The 18,568-nt window shown below is 49.2% G+C and carries 16 protein-coding genes; 7 read left to right on the top strand and 9 right to left on the bottom strand.

Annotation, left to right across the window (positions count from 1 at the left end; all coding sequences use genetic code 11):
* The first annotated feature begins 139 nt into the window (after positions 1–139).
* Complete coding sequence (locus VP472_RS05240) at positions 140–409, top strand: excalibur calcium-binding domain-containing protein (protein WP_070081595.1); 270 nt, start codon at positions 140–142, stop codon at positions 407–409.
* Positions 410–441: 32 nt separating this feature from the next.
* On the opposite strand, the gene VP472_RS05245 is transcribed toward VP472_RS05240, so the two are convergent.
* From VP472_RS05245 to VP472_RS05260, 4 genes are all read right to left on the bottom strand, one after another.
* Complete coding sequence (locus VP472_RS05245; RefSeq protein ID WP_003155166.1) at positions 442–759, bottom strand: YbjQ family protein; 318 nt, start codon at positions 757–759, stop codon at positions 442–444.
* 40 nt (positions 760–799) lie between these two features.
* Positions 800–2,269 (bottom strand): sodium:solute symporter family protein, encoded by a 1,470-nt coding sequence (locus tag VP472_RS05250; protein WP_063174181.1) that lies wholly within the window; start codon positions 2,267–2,269, stop codon positions 800–802.
* A complete protein-coding gene (locus VP472_RS05255) occupies positions 2,266–2,466 on the bottom strand; it encodes a DUF3311 domain-containing protein (RefSeq protein ID WP_003155162.1) in 201 nt (66 codons plus the stop codon). The genes VP472_RS05250 and VP472_RS05255 overlap by 4 nt, the downstream gene beginning before the upstream one ends.
* A gap of 120 nt (positions 2,467–2,586) precedes the next feature.
* Positions 2,587–2,946, bottom strand: a complete 360-nt coding sequence (locus VP472_RS05260) for a YhjD family protein (RefSeq protein ID WP_012117241.1) — start codon at positions 2,944–2,946, stop codon at positions 2,587–2,589.
* 152 nt (positions 2,947–3,098) lie between these two features.
* Between VP472_RS05260 and VP472_RS05265 the strand changes: the two genes are divergently transcribed.
* The 4 genes from VP472_RS05265 (at position 3,099) to VP472_RS05280 (ending at position 6,476) form a co-directional block, all read left to right on the top strand.
* Complete coding sequence (locus VP472_RS05265) at positions 3,099–3,725, top strand: TVP38/TMEM64 family protein (protein WP_003155159.1); 627 nt, start codon at positions 3,099–3,101, stop codon at positions 3,723–3,725.
* Positions 3,722–4,237, top strand: a complete 516-nt coding sequence (gene lepB / locus VP472_RS05270; protein WP_003155158.1) for a signal peptidase I — start codon at positions 3,722–3,724, stop codon at positions 4,235–4,237. The genes VP472_RS05265 and lepB overlap by 4 nt, the downstream gene beginning before the upstream one ends.
* Positions 4,238–4,383: 146 nt before the next feature.
* Positions 4,384–5,865, top strand: a complete 1,482-nt coding sequence (locus VP472_RS05275) for a monooxygenase (protein ID WP_146276465.1) — start codon at positions 4,384–4,386, stop codon at positions 5,863–5,865.
* Positions 5,866–5,954: 89 nt separating this feature from the next.
* Positions 5,955–6,476, top strand: a complete 522-nt coding sequence (locus tag VP472_RS05280) for a MarR family transcriptional regulator (protein ID WP_012117244.1) — start codon at positions 5,955–5,957, stop codon at positions 6,474–6,476.
* A gap of 36 nt (positions 6,477–6,512) precedes the next feature.
* Here the strand turns inward: VP472_RS05280 and VP472_RS05285 are convergent, their stop codons facing one another.
* From VP472_RS05285 to VP472_RS05305, 5 genes are all read right to left on the bottom strand, one after another.
* A complete protein-coding gene (locus VP472_RS05285; RefSeq protein ID WP_014304750.1) occupies positions 6,513–7,670 on the bottom strand; it encodes an AbrB family transcriptional regulator in 1,158 nt (385 codons plus the stop codon).
* Positions 7,671–7,837: 167 nt separating this feature from the next.
* Positions 7,838–9,034 carry an MFS transporter gene (locus tag VP472_RS05290; protein ID WP_003155154.1) on the bottom strand — a complete coding sequence of 399 codons (1,197 nt, stop codon included), beginning with the start codon at positions 9,032–9,034 and terminating at the stop codon, positions 7,838–7,840.
* 15 nt (positions 9,035–9,049) lie between these two features.
* On the bottom strand, positions 9,050–9,670 hold the full coding sequence (locus tag VP472_RS05295; RefSeq protein ID WP_070081597.1) for a TetR/AcrR family transcriptional regulator: 621 nt from the start codon (positions 9,668–9,670) through the stop codon (positions 9,050–9,052).
* A gap of 251 nt (positions 9,671–9,921) precedes the next feature.
* Complete coding sequence (locus VP472_RS05300) at positions 9,922–10,440, bottom strand: ferritin-like domain-containing protein (protein ID WP_070081598.1); 519 nt, start codon at positions 10,438–10,440, stop codon at positions 9,922–9,924.
* A 68-nt stretch (positions 10,441–10,508) separates the two neighbouring features.
* The gene (locus tag VP472_RS05305; RefSeq protein ID WP_021734194.1) at positions 10,509–11,222 is read right to left on the bottom strand and encodes a DUF421 domain-containing protein; all 714 of its coding nucleotides are present in this window, start codon (positions 11,220–11,222) and stop codon (positions 10,509–10,511) included.
* Between the two features lie 141 nt (positions 11,223–11,363).
* Between VP472_RS05305 and addB the strand changes: the two genes are divergently transcribed.
* Positions 11,364–14,864 (top strand): helicase-exonuclease AddAB subunit AddB, encoded by a 3,501-nt coding sequence (addB, locus tag VP472_RS05310; RefSeq protein ID WP_146276467.1) that lies wholly within the window; start codon positions 11,364–11,366, stop codon positions 14,862–14,864.
* Positions 14,851–18,555 carry a helicase-exonuclease AddAB subunit AddA gene (gene addA / locus VP472_RS05315; protein WP_146277460.1) on the top strand — a complete coding sequence of 1,235 codons (3,705 nt, stop codon included), beginning with the start codon at positions 14,851–14,853 and terminating at the stop codon, positions 18,553–18,555. The genes addB and addA overlap by 14 nt, the downstream gene beginning before the upstream one ends.
* The last annotated feature ends 13 nt before the right edge of the window (positions 18,556–18,568 follow it).

Below are 18,568 nucleotides of genomic sequence, written 5' to 3' on the forward strand. Positions count from 1 at the left end.
TTTTGGGAAAAATTCCATAAAAGATATACGGGCGGACATAAATTAAAACTATTTTCCTATTTATCTTGTAAATGGAGATTATTTGAACTATGATATGTTCAGCCATACAACATGATTCAGGAAAGGGGATAGGATAGAAATGAAAAAGACGGCAGCTATGCTTTTGTCTTTCGGCCTGGTGTTCGGTTGTTCATACGGGGCGGGGCAGACGGCAGAAGCGAAAACAAAGGTAAAAACGTATCAAAACTGCAAGGCGCTGAATAAGGTGTATAAAGGCGGCGTGGCCAAATCGTCGAAAGTGAAAAACAAGGGCGGCAGAACAAAGTACAAGCCGTATGTATCAAAAGCGCTTTACAATGCAAATAAAAGACTTGACCGGGATAAAGACTATATCGCATGTGAGAAATAAAAAAACAAGCCTCTTTAAAGAGGCTTGTTTTTTTAAATGGATTCGGCGGTGACGGCGGTTCCGTATCCGATTAATTCGGATGTGTTCTGTCCTGCGGTCAGTTCGAACCGCAGGCCGACGATGGCGTTCGCTCCGAGCTGCTCGGCCTCTCTGATCAGCCGCTCTTTCACCGCTTTTTTGGAGTCTTCCAGCATTTCGGTATAGCTTTTTAATTCGCCGCCGACGACAGATTTTAAGCCTGCAAGCAAATCTTTGCCGATGTGACGGGACTGGACGATACTGCTTGTCACCAAGCCTTTTACTTCCGTAATCTGTTTTCCGGCGACGGTTTCGGTCGTTGTCATGATCATGCGGCTTTCCCCCTTCATGTGTCTTACCGCTATTTTATCATTAAGCCGCCTTTTCGGCTGCGCTGATTTGTTTTTTTCTGACTGCGGCGCTGACTGCAAACATGACGGCAATGTTCAGAACCAGCGCGATGATGCCTGTATTCATATCCTTAACGATCTGCGGAAGAAACGGAAAGAGGGTTCCGACGGTTGATTCGGTCAGCGTAATGAAGGCCACCGTTCCGACCCCGGCCGTTATGCCGGCAAAAGCGCCGTGGCTTGTGATGAAACGCCGCTTCGGCAGGCTGAATAAGAGGGCGGGGAAAAGCTGGGTGACAAGGCTGTAGCCCATTAAAAGCAAGGTGACGATGGTATTTCCGCCTTTCAGCGTAAAATATACGGATATCAGCGCGATGACGGGTACGGCGTATTTTGCGAGCCGTGAGACTTTTTCGTCAGTCGTGCCGGGCCGAATGGCTTTGTACACATTTTTGGCGAACAGCGTGCTTGAGGCCATTAATATCATTGAACCGGGCACAAGCGCCGTCAGAATGCCCGCCGATCCGATCAGCCCGACAAACCAGGGATCAAAGGTTTTCACAGACAGCTTTAATAAGGCGAGATCCGTGTCCGCCCCTTTTAAACCGGGCACCTGCAGAATCGCCGCAAATCCGGTAAAGATGACAAACAGCAGGACGAGCTGATAAAGAGGCATGATGATCGCATTTTTCCGAAACACCCGCGGATGCTCCGCCGAATAGGAAGCGGCAAAGGTATGAGGCCACATATAAAAGCCGAGGGCGGTCAGCAAAACCGTTGAGCTGAACCAGGAAACGCTCTGTCCGGTTTCCGGCAGCGTGAGAAAACCGGGTTTTGCGGCGTCAATTTGTTTGAACATCTCCGTAAACCCGCCGTAATAATGAATGGGCAGATAAATGCCTAAATACAGGACGATGCCTAAAATCATGATATCTTTGACGACGGATATCCACGCTGAACCATGGATTCCTGAAATCATCACATAAATCGTGATGGAGACAGCACCGATCCAGACAGCGGCGGAGGGCGGAATCTGTCCGTATGACGTTGCTGAAACAATTAATCCGAGCCCTTTCAGCTGCAGGACGAGATAGGGGATGAGGGATGCGATGCCGACGAGCGATACGAGAATGCCGAGGAGCGGGCTGTTGTATTTTGAAATGAAAAAATCTGATTGCGACATCAGTTTGTGTTGTTTGGCGTAAGTCCACACGGCTGGCAGAAGCCAATATGACAAAATGTAGGCAAGGCAGCCGTACGCGATAATATAAAAGGCCGGGCCTCCTTTTCCGTAAGCCCATCCGCTTCCGCCGAGGAATGTAAAGGTCGTGTATATTTCTCCCGCCATTAATAAAAAGACAAACATCGTGCCGAAGCCGCGTCCGCCCACCGTCCATTGTTCAAGGTCCATATGTTTTCCTTTTCGGGCCCGGATTCCGAGATATACACAAAACAGGAGCACGGCGGCCATTACGGGAAATGCTGCGTTCATTCCGTCTCACCCGCCTTGTTTTCTTTGTCCAATTTGTAAACGGCGGCCATCAGAACGGAAGTCAGCACCGCCCAGATGACGACATATGCGAGAATGAAAGGCATTCCGAAAACATAAGGCGTCACCCGGTTGGCAAATGGAATGCCGGCGAGAATTCCGAAAAAGGGCAGGGCGGCGAGAACATGAATCAGTTTCATAACATTCCTCCTTTTCATTGAAAACAGCGTGTCCCGATTATAAAGAAAATCATGTCGAATGTATAGTGTGAATAGTCTGAAATTTATCAACTGAAAAGGAAAAGCAGTCCCGGCTGCTTTTTAAATGGTCGCAAGAGACAGGTAATATTCCAATAAGGCGGTTACCTGTTCCCGTATTCTCGGGTTGAAATAACGGTGTTTTTCTTCATAGCCGTTAATGGTGCATATATAAAGCGTAAATGCTTCGTCTCTTTCCGCTTCGTATATTTTAATTTTACGCTTTCTTAACTCTTTTCGAACATCACTCAAATCCTTTTGTGCTAATTTTAAAGAGCAGCTGATAAGCTGTTTATAGGGTTGTTTTAATTTGAACGGGCACGAATCAAGCGCTTCGAGGTCCCGGTTCAGGATGGCAGCCGCCATGGGCAGAAACAGCCCTTTTTCGATGAGATCGCGGGTGCCGCTCCGAATGTCAGGCATAAATACTCCTTCTTTCTTAAAAAAGAGAACATTTGTTCTTATTTTATACTCGCTTACACGATATTTCAAGTCGGAAAATCTCGTAAACATTTTCGTTTTTTGGAGATAATGTGTAGAATAAGGATAGACAAACTCGTTAAGGAGTATAAACGTTGGAGCAATTTTTATCATATTTGACTGAGGAACAGCTGACGGAATGGTTCCAAAGCTATAGAGCTTTCGGCCCGGCTGCTGCGGCTGTACTGCCTTTTATTGAAGCGTTTCTTCCGTTTTTGCCGCTCGTTGTATTTGTGGTGGCGAATACGAATGCATTTGGTTTGTGGGAAGGTTTTTTTCTGTCATGGCTCGGGTCTGCGTCAGGATCGATGCTGATGTTTTATGCCGTCCGCCGTTTCGGACAGAAGAGAGCTTTCGGTTTCATCCGCAGGCATCAGACCATAAGGCGGATGATGCTCTGGGTTGAGCGGCACGGTTTCGGTCCGCTGTTTATTTTACTTTGCTTCCCCTTTACGCCGTCCGCTGCGGTTCATATCGTTGCCGGTCTGTCACGGGTAGGGGCGCTGCAGTTTATATCAGCAGCCGCTATGGGGAAAATGGTTATGATCTTTATGATCAGTTTTATCGGGTATGATCTTCACGCACTCATTACACAGCCTTTCAGGATGGCGGGCGCCATAATGGTGATCGCGGTGCTGTGGTATGCCGGAAAGCATATCGAACGGCGTTTACAGACGAGAATCAGTCAGCATGAGAAAGACGGAGGGAGACAGGAATCTTGAAAAAACGATTTTGGTTTATAGCCGGCGTGCTTATCGTTGTTTTGGCCATACAATTAAAGAATGCCATTTTTATTGATTATAAAGTCGAAGGAATCAGCATGAATCCGACCTTTAAACAAGGAAATGAGCTGATGGTCAACAAGTTTTCCCATCGTTACAAAACGATCCGCCGTTTCGATATTGTTCTGTTTAAAGGCCCGCACCGCAAAGTGCTGATCAAACGTGTCATCGGGCTCCCCGGCGAGTCAATCGCATACAGGGAGGATCAGCTGTATGTGAATGGAAAACGGGTGGCGGAACCGTTTTTAAAACCGTTAAAGTCATCATTGTCCGCCGGGAGCCATGTGACCGGTGATTATACGCTGAAGGAAACGACCGGGCGCAAAAGCATACCGAAGGGACAATACTTTGTTATTGGCGACAACCGCATATACAGCCTCGACAGCCGTCATTTCGGTCCGATTAAGGATAAAGACATTGTCGGAGTCATCAGTGAATCAGACGCCAAGTGAACGGCGTCTTTTTTTCGGAAATGATTGTCAAAAAGCAGAGGAAAGACTATAATGAAAATTGTTACGCGCGAAACAAAAAAAGGATGCGTTTTATTTTTGATATTTTTGTTACGCACGCAACAAAAATATGAAAGAGGGCTGATGAAATGAAAACACAGGCTGCCATTATCGGGGGAGGTCCGGTCGGGCTTATGCTTGCATCAGAACTGGCGCTGGCCGGAGTGAAAACGACTGTCATTGAACGATTGAAGAAGACGGTGCCATATTCCAAAGCGCTTATCATGCATCCGCGCACACTTGAGCTTTTTGCCATGAGAGGCATATTGGAACGCTTTGCGGATCAAGGGACGAAGGTGTCTTCCGGCCATTTTTCCATGCTGGATACACGGCTGGATTTTTCTCGGCTGGATACGAAGCAGAATTATTCGTTAATGCTGCCTCAGGCAGAAACGGAGCGGATGTTGGAGGAGTATGCATCAAGTCTCGGCGCAAATATCATCCGCGGGGCGGAAGCGGTGGCTGTCACCCAGACGGATGACGGAGTGGAGACGGTGTTCCGGGACGAAAGCGGAATCCGCACTCTTCACAGCTTATATGCCGCGGGTACAGACGGAGCGGGGAGCATTGTCCGGAAACAGGCGGGCATCGCTTTTTCGGGCACTGATGCCGACTTAACAGGAACCCTTTGTGATGCCGCTTTGAAACATCCGCCCGAATCTTCCTTTTTTTCAACGTGCCGCCTGGAGGGATCGGTTGTGATTATCCCTCTTACGGACGGACTTTTCCGCGTCCTCATCGTTTCTCCGCACGTCCTGCAAAAGCGGAAGGAAGAGCCGGTCACCGAAAATGAGCTGAAAGAAGACCTGCGGCGGATATGCGGCACTGATTTCGGATTGAGTGATCCGGTATGGATGTCGCGGTTCGGCAATGCCGAGCGTCAGGCTGAGCAGTACCGCTCCGGCCGGGTTTTTGTGGCTGGGGATGCGGCGCACATTCATTTTCCCGCAGGCGGCCAAGGCCTGAATACGGGGCTTCAGGATGCCGTCAATCTCGGCTGGAAGCTGGCGGCGCAAATGAAGGGAAAAGCGGCGCCTCATCTTCTGGACAGCTATCATCAGGAAAGGCACAGCACAGGAAAAGAAGTGCTGCACAATATCAAAACGCAGATCAAGCTCATGGATTTTACCGAGTCGGGGATGGCATTAAGAGAAACGATGACCGCTTTGCTGGATTTTCAGGAGTCCAACCGTTTATTGGCGGGAAAAGTATCCGCGCTTGATCTGCATTATGAACCGGATGCGGAGCTGCCGCCGCATACCCTGAACGGAAAACGCCTGCCGGATATCGAACTGACCCTTCATGACGGGCGGCCGGCCCGGCTGTATGATTTTCTCCGCAAGGGCGGCTTTGTGCTTCTGTCATTAAGAGGGAGCATTCCCGCCGGTATTGATACGGAAAGCGTGGCAGCAGTCAGGGCGGAGCTTGCTGAAACACGTGCCGATTGGAACGACGTCCACACCGTTTTAATCCGGCCGGACGGCCATGCGGCATGGGCAGCCGGCGGATCGGGACGTGAAGCGGAAGAAGGCGTTCTGGCCGGTTTGGAGAGATGGGGATTATTCATCTGATAACCTTTTTATGCGTCTGTGTGATTGTTTCTTGTGTAACAAAACGTTATAGTAAAAGAAACAATCAATACGGAGGGGTGACTCAGCAGTTGGACAGAAGACAGCCAGACCATGCAAAACACATGATTCTTGAAGGGCTGACAGATATTTTTCACGAGCAGGAGAGGTGCCAGGAGGATATCAGGGCGTCGTTGGCCGGACGGATGGATGAACTCCGTGAAGAAAACGGGAAAAAGTTACAATTGACCTTGACGGAAATTCACATTTTGTCGTGTATCGGAGATCATGAACCGATCAATGTCACGTCAATAGCGGAAAAAATGAAGACGACAAAGCCGACCGTGTCGAGAAGCTGCGCGAAGTTTTTGGAAGCCGGCTTCCTGCGCAGAACCCGGCTGAGCGACAATAAAAAAGAAGTCTATTTCCGGCTGACTCCTGCCGGGAAAGAGCTGCATTCCCTTCATCATGAATATCATGAATTGATAAAAAAGCGGCTCTTGGCGTTTTTAGACCGCTATACAGATGAAGAACTGTTATTTGCTGAACGGCTGTTCCGTGATCTTTCAGCAAACTGGCGGTCTGTAAATGGCGGCGGAGAGCTGTTCAAATAAAAAACACGCATATGGATGCGTGTTTTTTTATTCGGATCATGTTCCTCTTTCTGCCCGGCCTCTTTCGCCGTGTGCCCGTTTCAGCTGAGAAAGGTGGTGCAGCAGCCGATAGAAGGGCGGAAGCATGGCGATGACGAGAACGATCCGGATGACCTGAACCGCGACGACGAAAGTCGAGTCTTCGTGCAGGGTAATCGAAGTCGCCGCCATCTCGGCGATCCCGCCGGGAGAAAAGGCGAGAACCGATGTAATCATGGAGATGCCCGTTAATTTAGAAACCGCAACCGCGCTCAGAATCATGGCGGCGATTAATCCGACGGAAGAAATAAACCCGACGGTCAGCACTCTCGTCACGCCGGTGAACATGCTTTTGTACATTTTTGATCCGATTGTGGCGCCGAGAAAAATTTGTGACAGCTGGTTCGCTTCCGGCGGCCACCAGGCCAGCATGTCTTTGCCCGCCAAGGCGGACACGCCGATTTCCGCAGCAGCAACGCCGATCATGCTGCCGAGCAGCCAAGGGGCGGGAAATTTCAGCCGTTTTGCGCCTTTGCTTGCAAGCCAGGCAGCCAAAATAAATCCGGCCGTTAACAAGACGGGAATAAGGCCCGGATGTGAAGCTCCTGCTGAAACGGCTCCGGCTGATGTCTGAGCCGCACCGTTTTGTTTGGTAAATAAGAAAATAACGAGAAACGGTATTGTCATGACGACCAAAAGGACGCGCGTCAGCTGAATAAGGCTTACAATCGCGGTGTTTGCGCCGACTTCCTGGGCGATACCGGGCATGGCGGATAAACCGCCCGGCGCCGTGCCTACAAAGCTTGTCATCATGTCCGTCCGGCTGAACCGAAAGAGCACATATCCGGAAACAAGCGCCATCACGATAGAGAAAATCAGCATGAAGCCTACCGGAAGCCAATGCTCCCGTAAAACCGACAGAACGGACAGGTTCAGTTTCTGGCCGAGTTCGATGCCGAGGATCATTTGTCCCGCTGCAAGCCATCTGCGGTGAATCCCTCTTCTGTCAGGCGCCATGAACAGCCAGCGGGGCCTCGTCATGGAGAGGATGCAGCCGGCGGCCAGCGTTCCGAGCATCCAGGCGATCGACATCCCTGTAAGCGAAAGAAGAAACCCCCCTGCCGCACTGATGAGAATAAACCAGATATCTGTAAGGAGATGTTTGTCTTTCTTCAATGAAAACCCTTCTTCCTGAAACATTCATATTAAATTGTTAAGCTCGTTAACCTTACTATTACTATAGTATAGATTTTGAGATAAATAAATAATGAATTATTTCTCATAATCCATTCATTTTTCTTATCGCAAACGCAAAAAAAGCTCCGGAGATGGGTGAGTGCACCCTACTCCGAAACCTCGCCCGCTTTTCCTTTCCACACAAGCGTCAATCCCAGACCGAGAAATAAAACCACACCTGCGAACAGAAACGGGAAGTGAATATTCATATCAAATAAAATACCGCCCAGAGCCGGGCCGAAAATGGTGCCCAAACTCGTGTATGTTGAGTTCATACCGGCAACAAACCCCTGCTGATTTCCTGCGATCTTCGATAGATAAGTAGTCAGTGCCGGGCGCAGTAAATCAAACGCAAGGAAAATGATGCAGGTGACAGCGAGCACGGGCAAAAACCCTGACATCACCGTAGAAACGAAAGCCAGCACAGCGCCGATGATCAGACAAAGCTGAATGACTTTTTTCTCTCCGAGGAAGTTGACAAGTCTGCCGAACGCGAGCACTTGAATGAGGACCGCCACAATGGAGCTGAACGTAATAATAATGGCGATATCCTTTGGCGTGAAGCCGAATTTATGGTTTGTAAATAAGCTGAATACCGTTTCGTACGCCGACAGCCCGAATGCCAAAACAAAGACGATGATAAAGGCGATCAAGTAGCTTGGGTGAATCGACTTTTTCAAATCTTTTAAGAAGGTTGATTCTTTGGCGCTTTCCATCTGCTTTGCGCGTTCTTCTTTAGTTAACGGCTCTTTCAGCATAAAGACAGAGGAAATCACTGCGATAAATGCAATTCCCGCTGCAAAGAAAAACGGCATACGAACGCCGTGATCGGCAATAAATCCTCCTATGCCGGGCCCGATGATAAACCCTGTGCTGATGGCGGCAGATACATAGCCCATCGCCTTCGATCTTTCCTGCACCGTCGTAATATCTGCGACATACGCTGTAACAGCGGGCATGATAAAAGCGGCACTGATGCCCCCCAGCACCCTTGCGAAATATAAAATGGAGACATGTGTGCCCAATCCGAAGGTCAGTTCGGATAATGCGAACAAAAACAGTCCGGCGAGAATCATGATTTTTCTGCCGAAGCGGTCAACCCATCTCCCCGCAATGGGGGATGCAATTAATTGCGCGACGGCGAAGGCAGCGACAAGGTATCCCATTGTGCTGCCCGTCAAGTGCATCACATTCATAAACAGCGGCATAACGGGAATGATCAATCCGATGCCTAAAAACGCAATAAATATGTTGCTTAATAAGATGATGAGTACAGCCTTTTGTTCTCTGATCGGTTTTTGCATGTTGTTTCTCCTTTGTCAGCTGTCATTCTGTTTATCAGCGTTGATCGACCCGTGAATAAACACGGAGATGGCTTCTTTTTGCAATTCGATTCTTTGCTGAATGGTATCGTTTTTATATAACACATCTAAACCGTAGAAGACGGATAGCAGGATTTTTACTTTTGATTCGACATGAGGAATGGACCAGCTGCCGTCTTGATTTCCCTCTTCTAAGATCTCTCTCATCACATCGTCATATTCAATATCAATTTTGTTGAGCCGCTTTACGACCTCCTCTGACGTAAACGCACTCGCATAAAACTCTTCACTTGCTCTCATAAGCGGGTAATTGATGCTCATCCGGCTCAGCAGCTCCGCAAAGCCCGTCAGCTTTTCGGCCGCATCTTTCAGATCGGATTCCATTTCCCTCCACGTCTCGATCATCACGCGGTGATCCTCTTCCATGATATGAAGAAACAGAAACTCTTTTCCTTTAAAATGGTGATATAGATTGCCTTTACTGATCTCGGCCGCTTCTAAAATATCCCGAATTGATGTTTCTGAATATCCTTTTTTTGCAAATAAGTCACGCGAAGCGGATACGAGCCTGTTCTTCGTCTTTTCGCTCTTTCCGGCACCGCCTTTTGTATTTGTCACTTCACACAGATCCTTTCCGCCTCGTTCATATCGTTGTCCCGGCAAAGCGGGGCTCGGTTCGTTTAAAACCGACCAGTTGGTTTATTTTATTATAAAGGGTTTTTGCTGACTATACAATGAAGAAGTTATCCATTGTTTAGTGGAAGTATAAAAACGGCTCGAAAAATAAACCCCATTCTCTCCTGTTGAAAGAACGGGGTTTGTCAGCCGTCTGAAGACTCCCGGCGGGGGAGCGTGATCTGCCTGAATCGTTATTTTCCGGTATTTACCTCGGTGTAGCTTGTGTTCGGCGCGTTTGATACCGTTCCCCCTGTATGGTGGAAAGGAGAGTGGGCAGAGTGGGCCATATCGTATAAAAACCAGACGGCATGACGCTGCTCATCAAATGCCGTGCGGGCAAATAACCGTTTCGCTTCCGGATGCACCGCTCTATCGGATGCCTGCAAATAAAAATCATTCGTTTTCTGCTCATCATAAAACGCCGCCCTCAGTCCTTCTCTGTATGTGTGCGGACAATGCTCCGTCTGTTTCGGCGTCAACTGTTTTCCGGTAATTGACGTATACAGTGAAGAGAAAGCGTGCATGTGGCGCACTTCTTCCTCTCTGATATGTTCGATTCGTCTTCTGATTTCTGCGGTTGGCGCTTTTTCGGCTAATATTGAGTAGCAAATCACAGCGCTGTATTCACCGTTTATGGATTTTACCAGATCCTTTATAAGCACAGAATCGTCACTGCAGATGGCTGTATAATGAAAAAAATTCTCGTGCATTGGACTCACCCCCGGATGTTTATAGGGTATTATACGGCGGCAGCCCGTGACATGTGCGGATGTCATTCTTATTCTTGATCCAGCGGCGATGTAATATGGTCGTCGTATGTGTCGACAAAAAGCCGGCCGTTGCTTCCGCGCACAGCGTATACGACGTCTTCCGGTTTGAGGTTTCTCTTGTCCAATTCTTCTCTCAGCCATTTTTCCGATACGTGGTTTTCTTCCAGATTTTTCATCACCAGCCGGCCGTCCATAATCAGCTCAACGGCAAAGTTCTTTTCATGTCCGGCAAAGATGCCGAGATCCTGTCTTGTAACGGGCGCAAATTCCGGTTTGACCTCCACTGACATGCTGCCGTTTGTTTCAATGATGGCAGTCTGAACCTGAGAAATGTCAAATACATCATTTTCACGAAGCTGCTGGTTCAAGTAGTCGAGGGTATAGCGCATCTTTTTCATATTATGCTCAAGTATTTTTCCGTTTTGAATGATAATGGTCGGTTTGCCTGCAAAGAAACCCCTGGCAGTTCTGTTTTTCATAGAAAGATATGCGACAAGATAAATGATAACCACAAAAATCGTGTAAGCACTGACAGTAAAATGAATCGGCAGTTTTGTATTAAACGACAGATTGGCTGTGATGGCGCCGAGCGAGATGGCCGCAATGAAATCAAAAAGCGTCATCTGTGAAATGGTTTGTTTTCCGAGTATACGGGCGCCGATAAACAGAATGCTGAACGACAGAATCGTTCGCACAATCACTTCGGGATATTCTGACATCATATTTAATCCTTTTTTTCTTTAATTTGGTCAAAAACGATATGTTTTAAAACAGTCATCCCGTTTTTACCAGCAGATGAGATTGGTCATTTTCGTCAACTTTCGATAAAATGTAGAAAGATAAAAAGAGAGGGGTCTTCTAATTTGGGTGTTGAGTTTTTAGTAGGCAGATCGGGGAGTGGGAAAACGAGGCTGATTATCGACAGCATTCAAGATGAACTGCGCCGGGAGCCGTTCGGGAAACCGATCATTTTTCTAGTCCCGGATCAAATGACGTTTTTAATGGAATATGAGCTTGCTAAAACGCCGGATATCGGAGGCATGATACGCGCTCAAGTGTTCAGTTTTTCGCGTTTGGCGTGGCGCGTGCTTCAGCATACCGGGGGCATGAACCGTCCGTTTGTGACGACGACGGGTGTGCAGATGCTTTTAAGGAAACTGATTGAAGAACATAAGCACGAGTTTAAAGTGTATCAAAAAGCGAGTGACAAAGCAGGATTCACTGAGCAGGTGGAACGGATGCTGACAGAGTTTAAGCGATACTGTATTGAGCCTGAAGACGTCCGCCGCATGGCGGAAAGCGGAACGGCGTCAGAGTATCGCGGAGAGCGGATGCTGTCTGAAAAACTTCATGACTTAGGCATTTTATATCAGCAGATGGAAAGAAGCCTCGCCGGACACTATTTGCATTCGGAGGATTATTTGACGCTGCTCGCTCAGCAGATTCCTTTGGCGGACGTTGTAAAAGGCGCCCGTGTTTACGTCGACGGATTCTATCAATTTACGCCGCAGGAATTAAGGGTGCTGGAGCAGCTGATCATGCATGCTGAACATGTCACATTCTCGCTGACGGCGGACAGCCCTTCGGCGGAACAGGCACCGGATGAGCTCGATCTGTTCAGAATGACGGGAAGCACATACTATAAGCTTTATCAGACGGCAAAGGAATTGAATGCCGATATTTCCTGCAAGGAACTGCATGGCACGAAGCGGCATCGGCATGTGCCGGAGCTTGCCTGTATAGAGTCGCAGTACGATGTGCGTCCCGCCGCGGCGTATACCGGCGGACAGGAAGCTTTTACCGTCATGCAGGCGCAAAACAGAAGAGCTGAGCTCGAAGGTATTGCCCGGGAAATTCAATCGCTTGTCCGGGACGGAGGATACCGGTACAAAGATATGGCGATTCTCATCCGTCAGCCGGAAGATTATAAAGATTTGCTGAAGGAAGTGTTTGCCGATTACGGGCTTCCTTATTTTATTGACGGAAAAGCTTCTATGCAGCATCACCCGCTTATTGAATTCATCCGTTCAAGCCTGGATGTCGTGAAGGGGAACTGGAGATATGAAGCGGTGTTCCGCTGTGCGAAAACCGAACTGTTATTCCCGCTTGATCAGCCGGAGCAGAACATAAGAGAGCAGGTTGATCAGCTTGAAAATTACTGTATCGCCTACGGCATTAAAGGGGAGCGCTGGACGAACGGCGAGCGGTTTGTATACAGGCGCTTCGTATCGCTCGATGAGGATTTCGCGCAGACGGATCAGGAAATCGAGATGGAACACATGCTGAATGAGACGAGAGAGTGGATAGCTGCACCCCTTGTCCGGCTGCAGAACCGGATGAAAAAAGCGAAAACGGTTCAAAGTATGGCGGAGGCTCTTTATCTCTTTTTGGAAGATACCGATGTTCCCCTGAAGCTGGACCGGAAAAGGCAGCGGGCCGAAGAGGCCGGAAACATGATCGAAGCGCAGCAGCACGGCCAGGCGTGGGATGCCGTTATCCAGCTTCTCGAGGAGTTTGCCGGCATGATGGGTGAAGATGAAATATCTTTAGCGCTGTTCCAGCAAATGCTTGAAACGGGAACGGAATCGCTTCATTTTTCTTTAATTCCTCCTGCGCTTGACCAAGTATTTGTAGGGAATATGGATCTCTCAAGAATATACGGCACGTCCTGCACATTCGTCATCGGGGCCAATGACGGCGTTCTTCCGGCGCGCCCGGATGAAAACGGCGTGCTGTCTGATGATGACCGGGAGTGGCTGAAAGCAGTCGGAGTGGAGCTGTCTTCCGCGGGGCGTGAGCGGCTGCTTGATGAGCATTTTCTCATCTATATGGCGCTGTCGAGTCCGTCTGACCGTCTTTATGTGTCATACCCGATTGCCGATGCGGAAGGAAAAACGCTCCTGCCGTCAATCGTTGTAAACAGGCTTGGCGAGCTGTTTCCCGATCATCAGGAAAAGCTGTCAGCGGCTGATCCCGAGCAGGTAAGCGAAGAAGAGCAGCTTCAGTATCTCGTCAATAAACAGGTGGCTCAGACGTATACGGCAAGTCAGCTCAGGCTGTGGACAAGAGAGTACGAGATCAGTGACGTATGGTGGAGCGCATACAATGTGCTGATGAAAGAGTCTGATCACCAGCGTGCGAAAAAGCTGTTTTCAAGCCTGTTTTTCCGCAATGAGGCGAAGCGTCTTGAACGGCCTGTTTCGCGCCAGCTTTACGGCGAGCATATTAAAGGAAGCGTCTCCCGGATGGAGGCGTTTAATGCCTGCCAGTTTTCTCATTTTGCATCTCACGGGCTGCAATTAAAAGAGCGGCAGTTTTTCAAGCTGGAAGCGCCGGATATCGGCCAGCTGTTTCACTCCAGTCTGAAGCTGATTTCAGACCGGCTTCGTGAGCAGAAGCTGGAATGGCGCGATCTGACGAAAGATCAGTGCCGGAATTTCTCCTATGAAGCGGTGGAACGGCTTGCGCCAAAGCTGCAAAAAGAGATTCTGCTCAGCTCAAACAGACACTTTTATGTGAAGGAAAAACTGCAGAAGATCGTCACGCGTGTTTCTGGCATATTAAGCGAGCATGCGAAGGCGAGCGGTTTCGTCCCGGTCGGTCTTGAACTCGGTTTCGGCGGAAGCGGACCGCTGCCTCCGCTCACTTTCACGCTGAAAAACGGCTGTACGATGGAACTCGTCGGACGGATCGACCGCGTGGATAAAGCGGAAAGTTCAAAAGGCCTGCTGCTGAGAATCGTTGATTATAAATCAAGCGACAGGGGGCTTGATCTGGCTGAGGTGTATTACGGGCTCGCTCTGCAAATGCTCACATATCTTGACTTATCGATTACACATTCTGCGGATTGGCTCGGCATGAAAGCGACCCCGGCAGGCGTTTTGTATTTCCATATCCATGATCCGATGATTCAGGCCAGTCTGCCGATGGGGCTTGATGAAATCGAGCAGGAAATTTTCAAGAAATTTAAAATGAAAGGCCTTCTCCTCGGTGACCGGGAGGCGATCAGCCTGATGGACACGACTTTGGAGGAAGGGCGTTCAAATATCGTCAATGCCGGTTTGAAAAAGGACGGGTCTTTAAGATCCGACTCAGCGGCGGTCAGCGAACAGGACTTTCATCTGCTGACAGACCATGTGCGGCGGACATTTGAACAGGCGGGCGAAGCGATAACGGACGGACTTGTGTCCATTACCCCGTATAAGCTGAAAGATAAGACGCCTTGTACGTACTGTGCGTTTAAATCGGTGTGCCAGTTTGATGAGTCGCTTAAGGAAAATGAATACCGCAGCCTGAAAGCGGAAAAAGACGGCACCATACTGGATTGGCTGAAAAAGGAGGCGGATGATGATGCAAATTCCTAAACCGAAAGACAGCATATGGACGGATGACCAATGGAGCGCCATCGTTTCTTCGGGCCGCGATATTCTTGTCGCTGCCGCAGCCGGATCAGGTAAAACGGCCGTGCTCGTGGAACGGATGATCAGAAAGATAACCGCGGAGGAAGATCCGGTTGATGTTGACAGGCTCCTTGTGGTGACCTTTACAAACGCCTCAGCAGCGGAGATGAAGCATCGGATCGCTGAAGCATTAGAAAAAGAGCTCGCCAAAAATCCGGGATCTCTGCATATCAGACGGCAGCTCTCTCTATTAAACCGGGCGAGCATTTCGACGCTTCACTCTTTTTGTCTGCAAGTGCTTAAAAAATATTATTATATGATTGATCTTGACCCAGGTTTTCGCATGGCTGACCAGACGGAAGGCGAATTGCTCGGAGACGAAGTGCTTGATGAGCTGTTTGAAGATGAATACGCAAAAGGGAATCAGGCGTTTTTTGAGCTTGCGGACAGATATACGACAGACAGGCATGATCTGGATCTTCAAGACCTTGTCAAACGGGTGTACGAGTATTCCCGGTCGCATCCTGACCCGGAAGCGTGGCTGCAGAGCTTTGTCCGCTTGTATGACGTGACGGAAGAAAGCAAAATGGAAGAGCTTCCGTTTTACCAGTATGTGAGAGAAGATGCGGAAATGGCGCTCTTCGGGGCAAAACAAAAGCTTGAGAAGGCGCTTGAACTGACAAAAGCGCCCGGCGGGCCGGCCCCGCGCGCTGATCATTTTCTGGATGACCTTCAGCAGATAGAAGAGCTGATCAGCTGCCGGCATGACTTCGATGCGCTGTATGAACGGGTCCCCGCAGTCTCATTTAAGCGGGCGAAGCCGGTAAAGGGTGATGAATTTGACAAAGCGCTTTTGGACGAAGCGACCGATTTGCGAAACGGCGCGAAGAAACTGATCGAAAAGTTAAAGACCGATTACTTTACAAGAAGTCCGCAAGATCACTTGAAGAGTTTAACAGATATGAAGCCTGTCATCGAAACGCTCGTTCAGCTCGTGATATCGTACGGAAAACGATTTGAAGCGGCGAAACAAGAAAAATCAATTATTGATTTCTCAGATTTGGAACATTACTGCCTGGCGATTTTAACTGCGGTTGATGAAGAAGGCCGGCGGGTGCCGAGCGAAGCGGCCGTTTATTATCAAGACCAGTTTCATGAAGTTCTGGTTGATGAATATCAAGATACCAATCTTGTGCAGGAGTCTATCCTGCAGCTTGTGAAAAGCGGGGATGAAGAGGCGGGAAATCTGTTTATGGTAGGCGACGTTAAACAATCGATCTACCGTTTCAGACTTGCTGAGCCGCTGCTGTTTCTCGGGAAATATAAAAGGTTTACAGAAAGCGGGGCAGGCGCGGGGCAGAAAATTGACCTGAACCAAAATTTCCGCAGCCGCTCCGATATTTTGGACAGTACGAATTTCTTGTTTAAGCAGCTGATGGGCGGAAAAATCGGCGAAGTGGACTACGATGAACAGGCGGCATTGAAGCTCGGTGCATCGTATCCGCCGAATGACGCGGCAAAAACGGAACTGCTGCTGATTGACAGCGCTGATGACGCAGACAGCTCCGAGGATGCCGAAGACTTTGAAACCGTGCACTGGGAAGCGAAAGCGATAGCCGGGGAGATCCGAAAGCTTGTCTCGTCTCCGTTTAAGGTATATGACGGGAAAACAAAAACTCACCGGAATATCCAGTACCGGGATATCGTGATTTTGCTGCGCTCCATGCCGTGGGCGCCGCAATTAATGGAAGAGTTGAAAAACCAGGGCATTCCGGTGTACGCCAATTTGACGTCGGGTTACTTTGAAGCTGTGGAGGTGGCTGCGGCGCTTTCAGTCTTGAAGGTGATTGATAATCCGTATCAGGATATTCCGCTTGCTTCCGTGCTGCGCTCGCCCATCGTCGGCTGTGACGAAAATGAACTTGCGCTGATACGCCTTGAAAAGAAAAAAGCGCCGTTTTATGAAGCGCTTAAAGCATATATAGCGAACGGTGACAGGCATGATGAACTGTATCAAAAACTGAGAACCTTTTATGACAGTCTGCAAAAGTGGCGGTCATTTTCGACGAATCATTCGGTGTCTGAGCTGATTTGGGAAGTATACCGCGATACCGGATATTTTGACTATGCAGGCGGCATGCCCGGCGGAAAGCAGCGCCAGGCCAATCTGCGCGTCTTGTATGACCGGGCGCGCTCGTACGAAGCGACGGCGTTCCGCGGGTTATTCCGCTTTTTGCGGTTTATTGAACGGATGCAGGAGCGCGGCGATGATCTGGGGACGGCCCGGGCGCTCAGCGAGCAGGAGGATGTCGTTCGGCTGATGACGATCCACAGCAGCAAAGGACTTGAATTTCCTGTCGTTTTCACCGCCGGACTCGGCAGAAGTTTTAATATGATGGATCTCAACAAATCATACCTGCTTGATAAAGAGCTCGGTTTCGGCACGAAGTATATTCATCCGGAACTCAGAATCAGCTATCCGACTCTTCCGCTTGTGGCGATGAAGAAAAAGATGCGCAGAGAGCTCTTATCCGAAGAATTGCGCGTATTGTATGTGGCGCTGACCAGAGCGAAGGAAAAGCTGTTTCTCGTCGGTTCCTGCAAAAACCGGGAAAAACAGCTGGCCAAATGGCAGGCCCAAGCAGACCGGGCTGATTGGCTTCTTTCTGAATTCGACCGCTATCAGGCGTCATCTTATTTGGACTTTATCGGGCCGGCGCTCATCCGCCACCGTGACATGGAGGCGCACAGGACGCCGGGACTTTCTTCGACTGAGGATATCTTGCGCGACCCGTCGCGTTTTCACATCCGGATGCTTCAGCAAAGTGAATTGCTGGAAGAGAATCCAAAAGAACGTGCTGAAGAAAAGAGCAAACGTCTCGAGGCGATACAGCAGGGCGAGCCGATTCCTGGTTCGTTTTCATTTGATGATCAGGCGCGCCGTCTGCTTGAATGGGAATATCCGTACCGAGAGCTGACGGCTATCAGAACGAAGCAGTCAGTTTCTGAGCTGAAGAGAAAGCAAGAGTACGAGGATGAATACAGCGGCCGCTCTCTCATCAAACCGTCAGGAGACACGCTTTTATACAGGCGTCCCGGTTTTATGATGAAAAAAGGGCTGACAGCCGCCGAAAAAGGGACGGCGATGCATACGGTGATGCAGCACATACCGCTGACGCACGTTCCGACTGCCGAAGAAGCAGAGCGGACGGTCCGGATGCTTTACGAAAAAGAGCTGCTGACAGAAGAGCAGCAGGAAGCCATTGATATAGAAGAAATTGTCCGGTTTTTCGGAACTGAAATCGGTAAAGACCTTCTCGGGGCGCTGCGGATTGACCGGGAAGTGCCGTTCAGTATGGCGCTTCCGGCCGGCGAGGTGTACAAGGATGCCGAAACGGCCGGTGAACCGCTGCTCGTACAAGGGATTATTGACTGCCTCTACGAAACTGCGGACGGTCTCTATTTGCTGGACTATAAAACAGATCGGATAGAGGGGAAATTCCGGAATGGATTTGAAGGCGCGGCTCCGATTCTGCAAAAAAGATATGAAACACAAATCGAATTGTATACAAAAGCGGTTGAACAAATTACAAAAACGAAAGTGAAAGGGCGTGCGCTCTATTTCTTCGATGGAGGTCACGTTCTTACACTGTAACGAGATCCGAAGC

Source organism: Bacillus sp. MT(2024), assembly GCF_036362845.1.
In the GTDB taxonomy this organism is placed as follows: Bacteria; Bacillota; Bacilli; order Bacillales; family Bacillaceae; genus Bacillus; species Bacillus velezensis.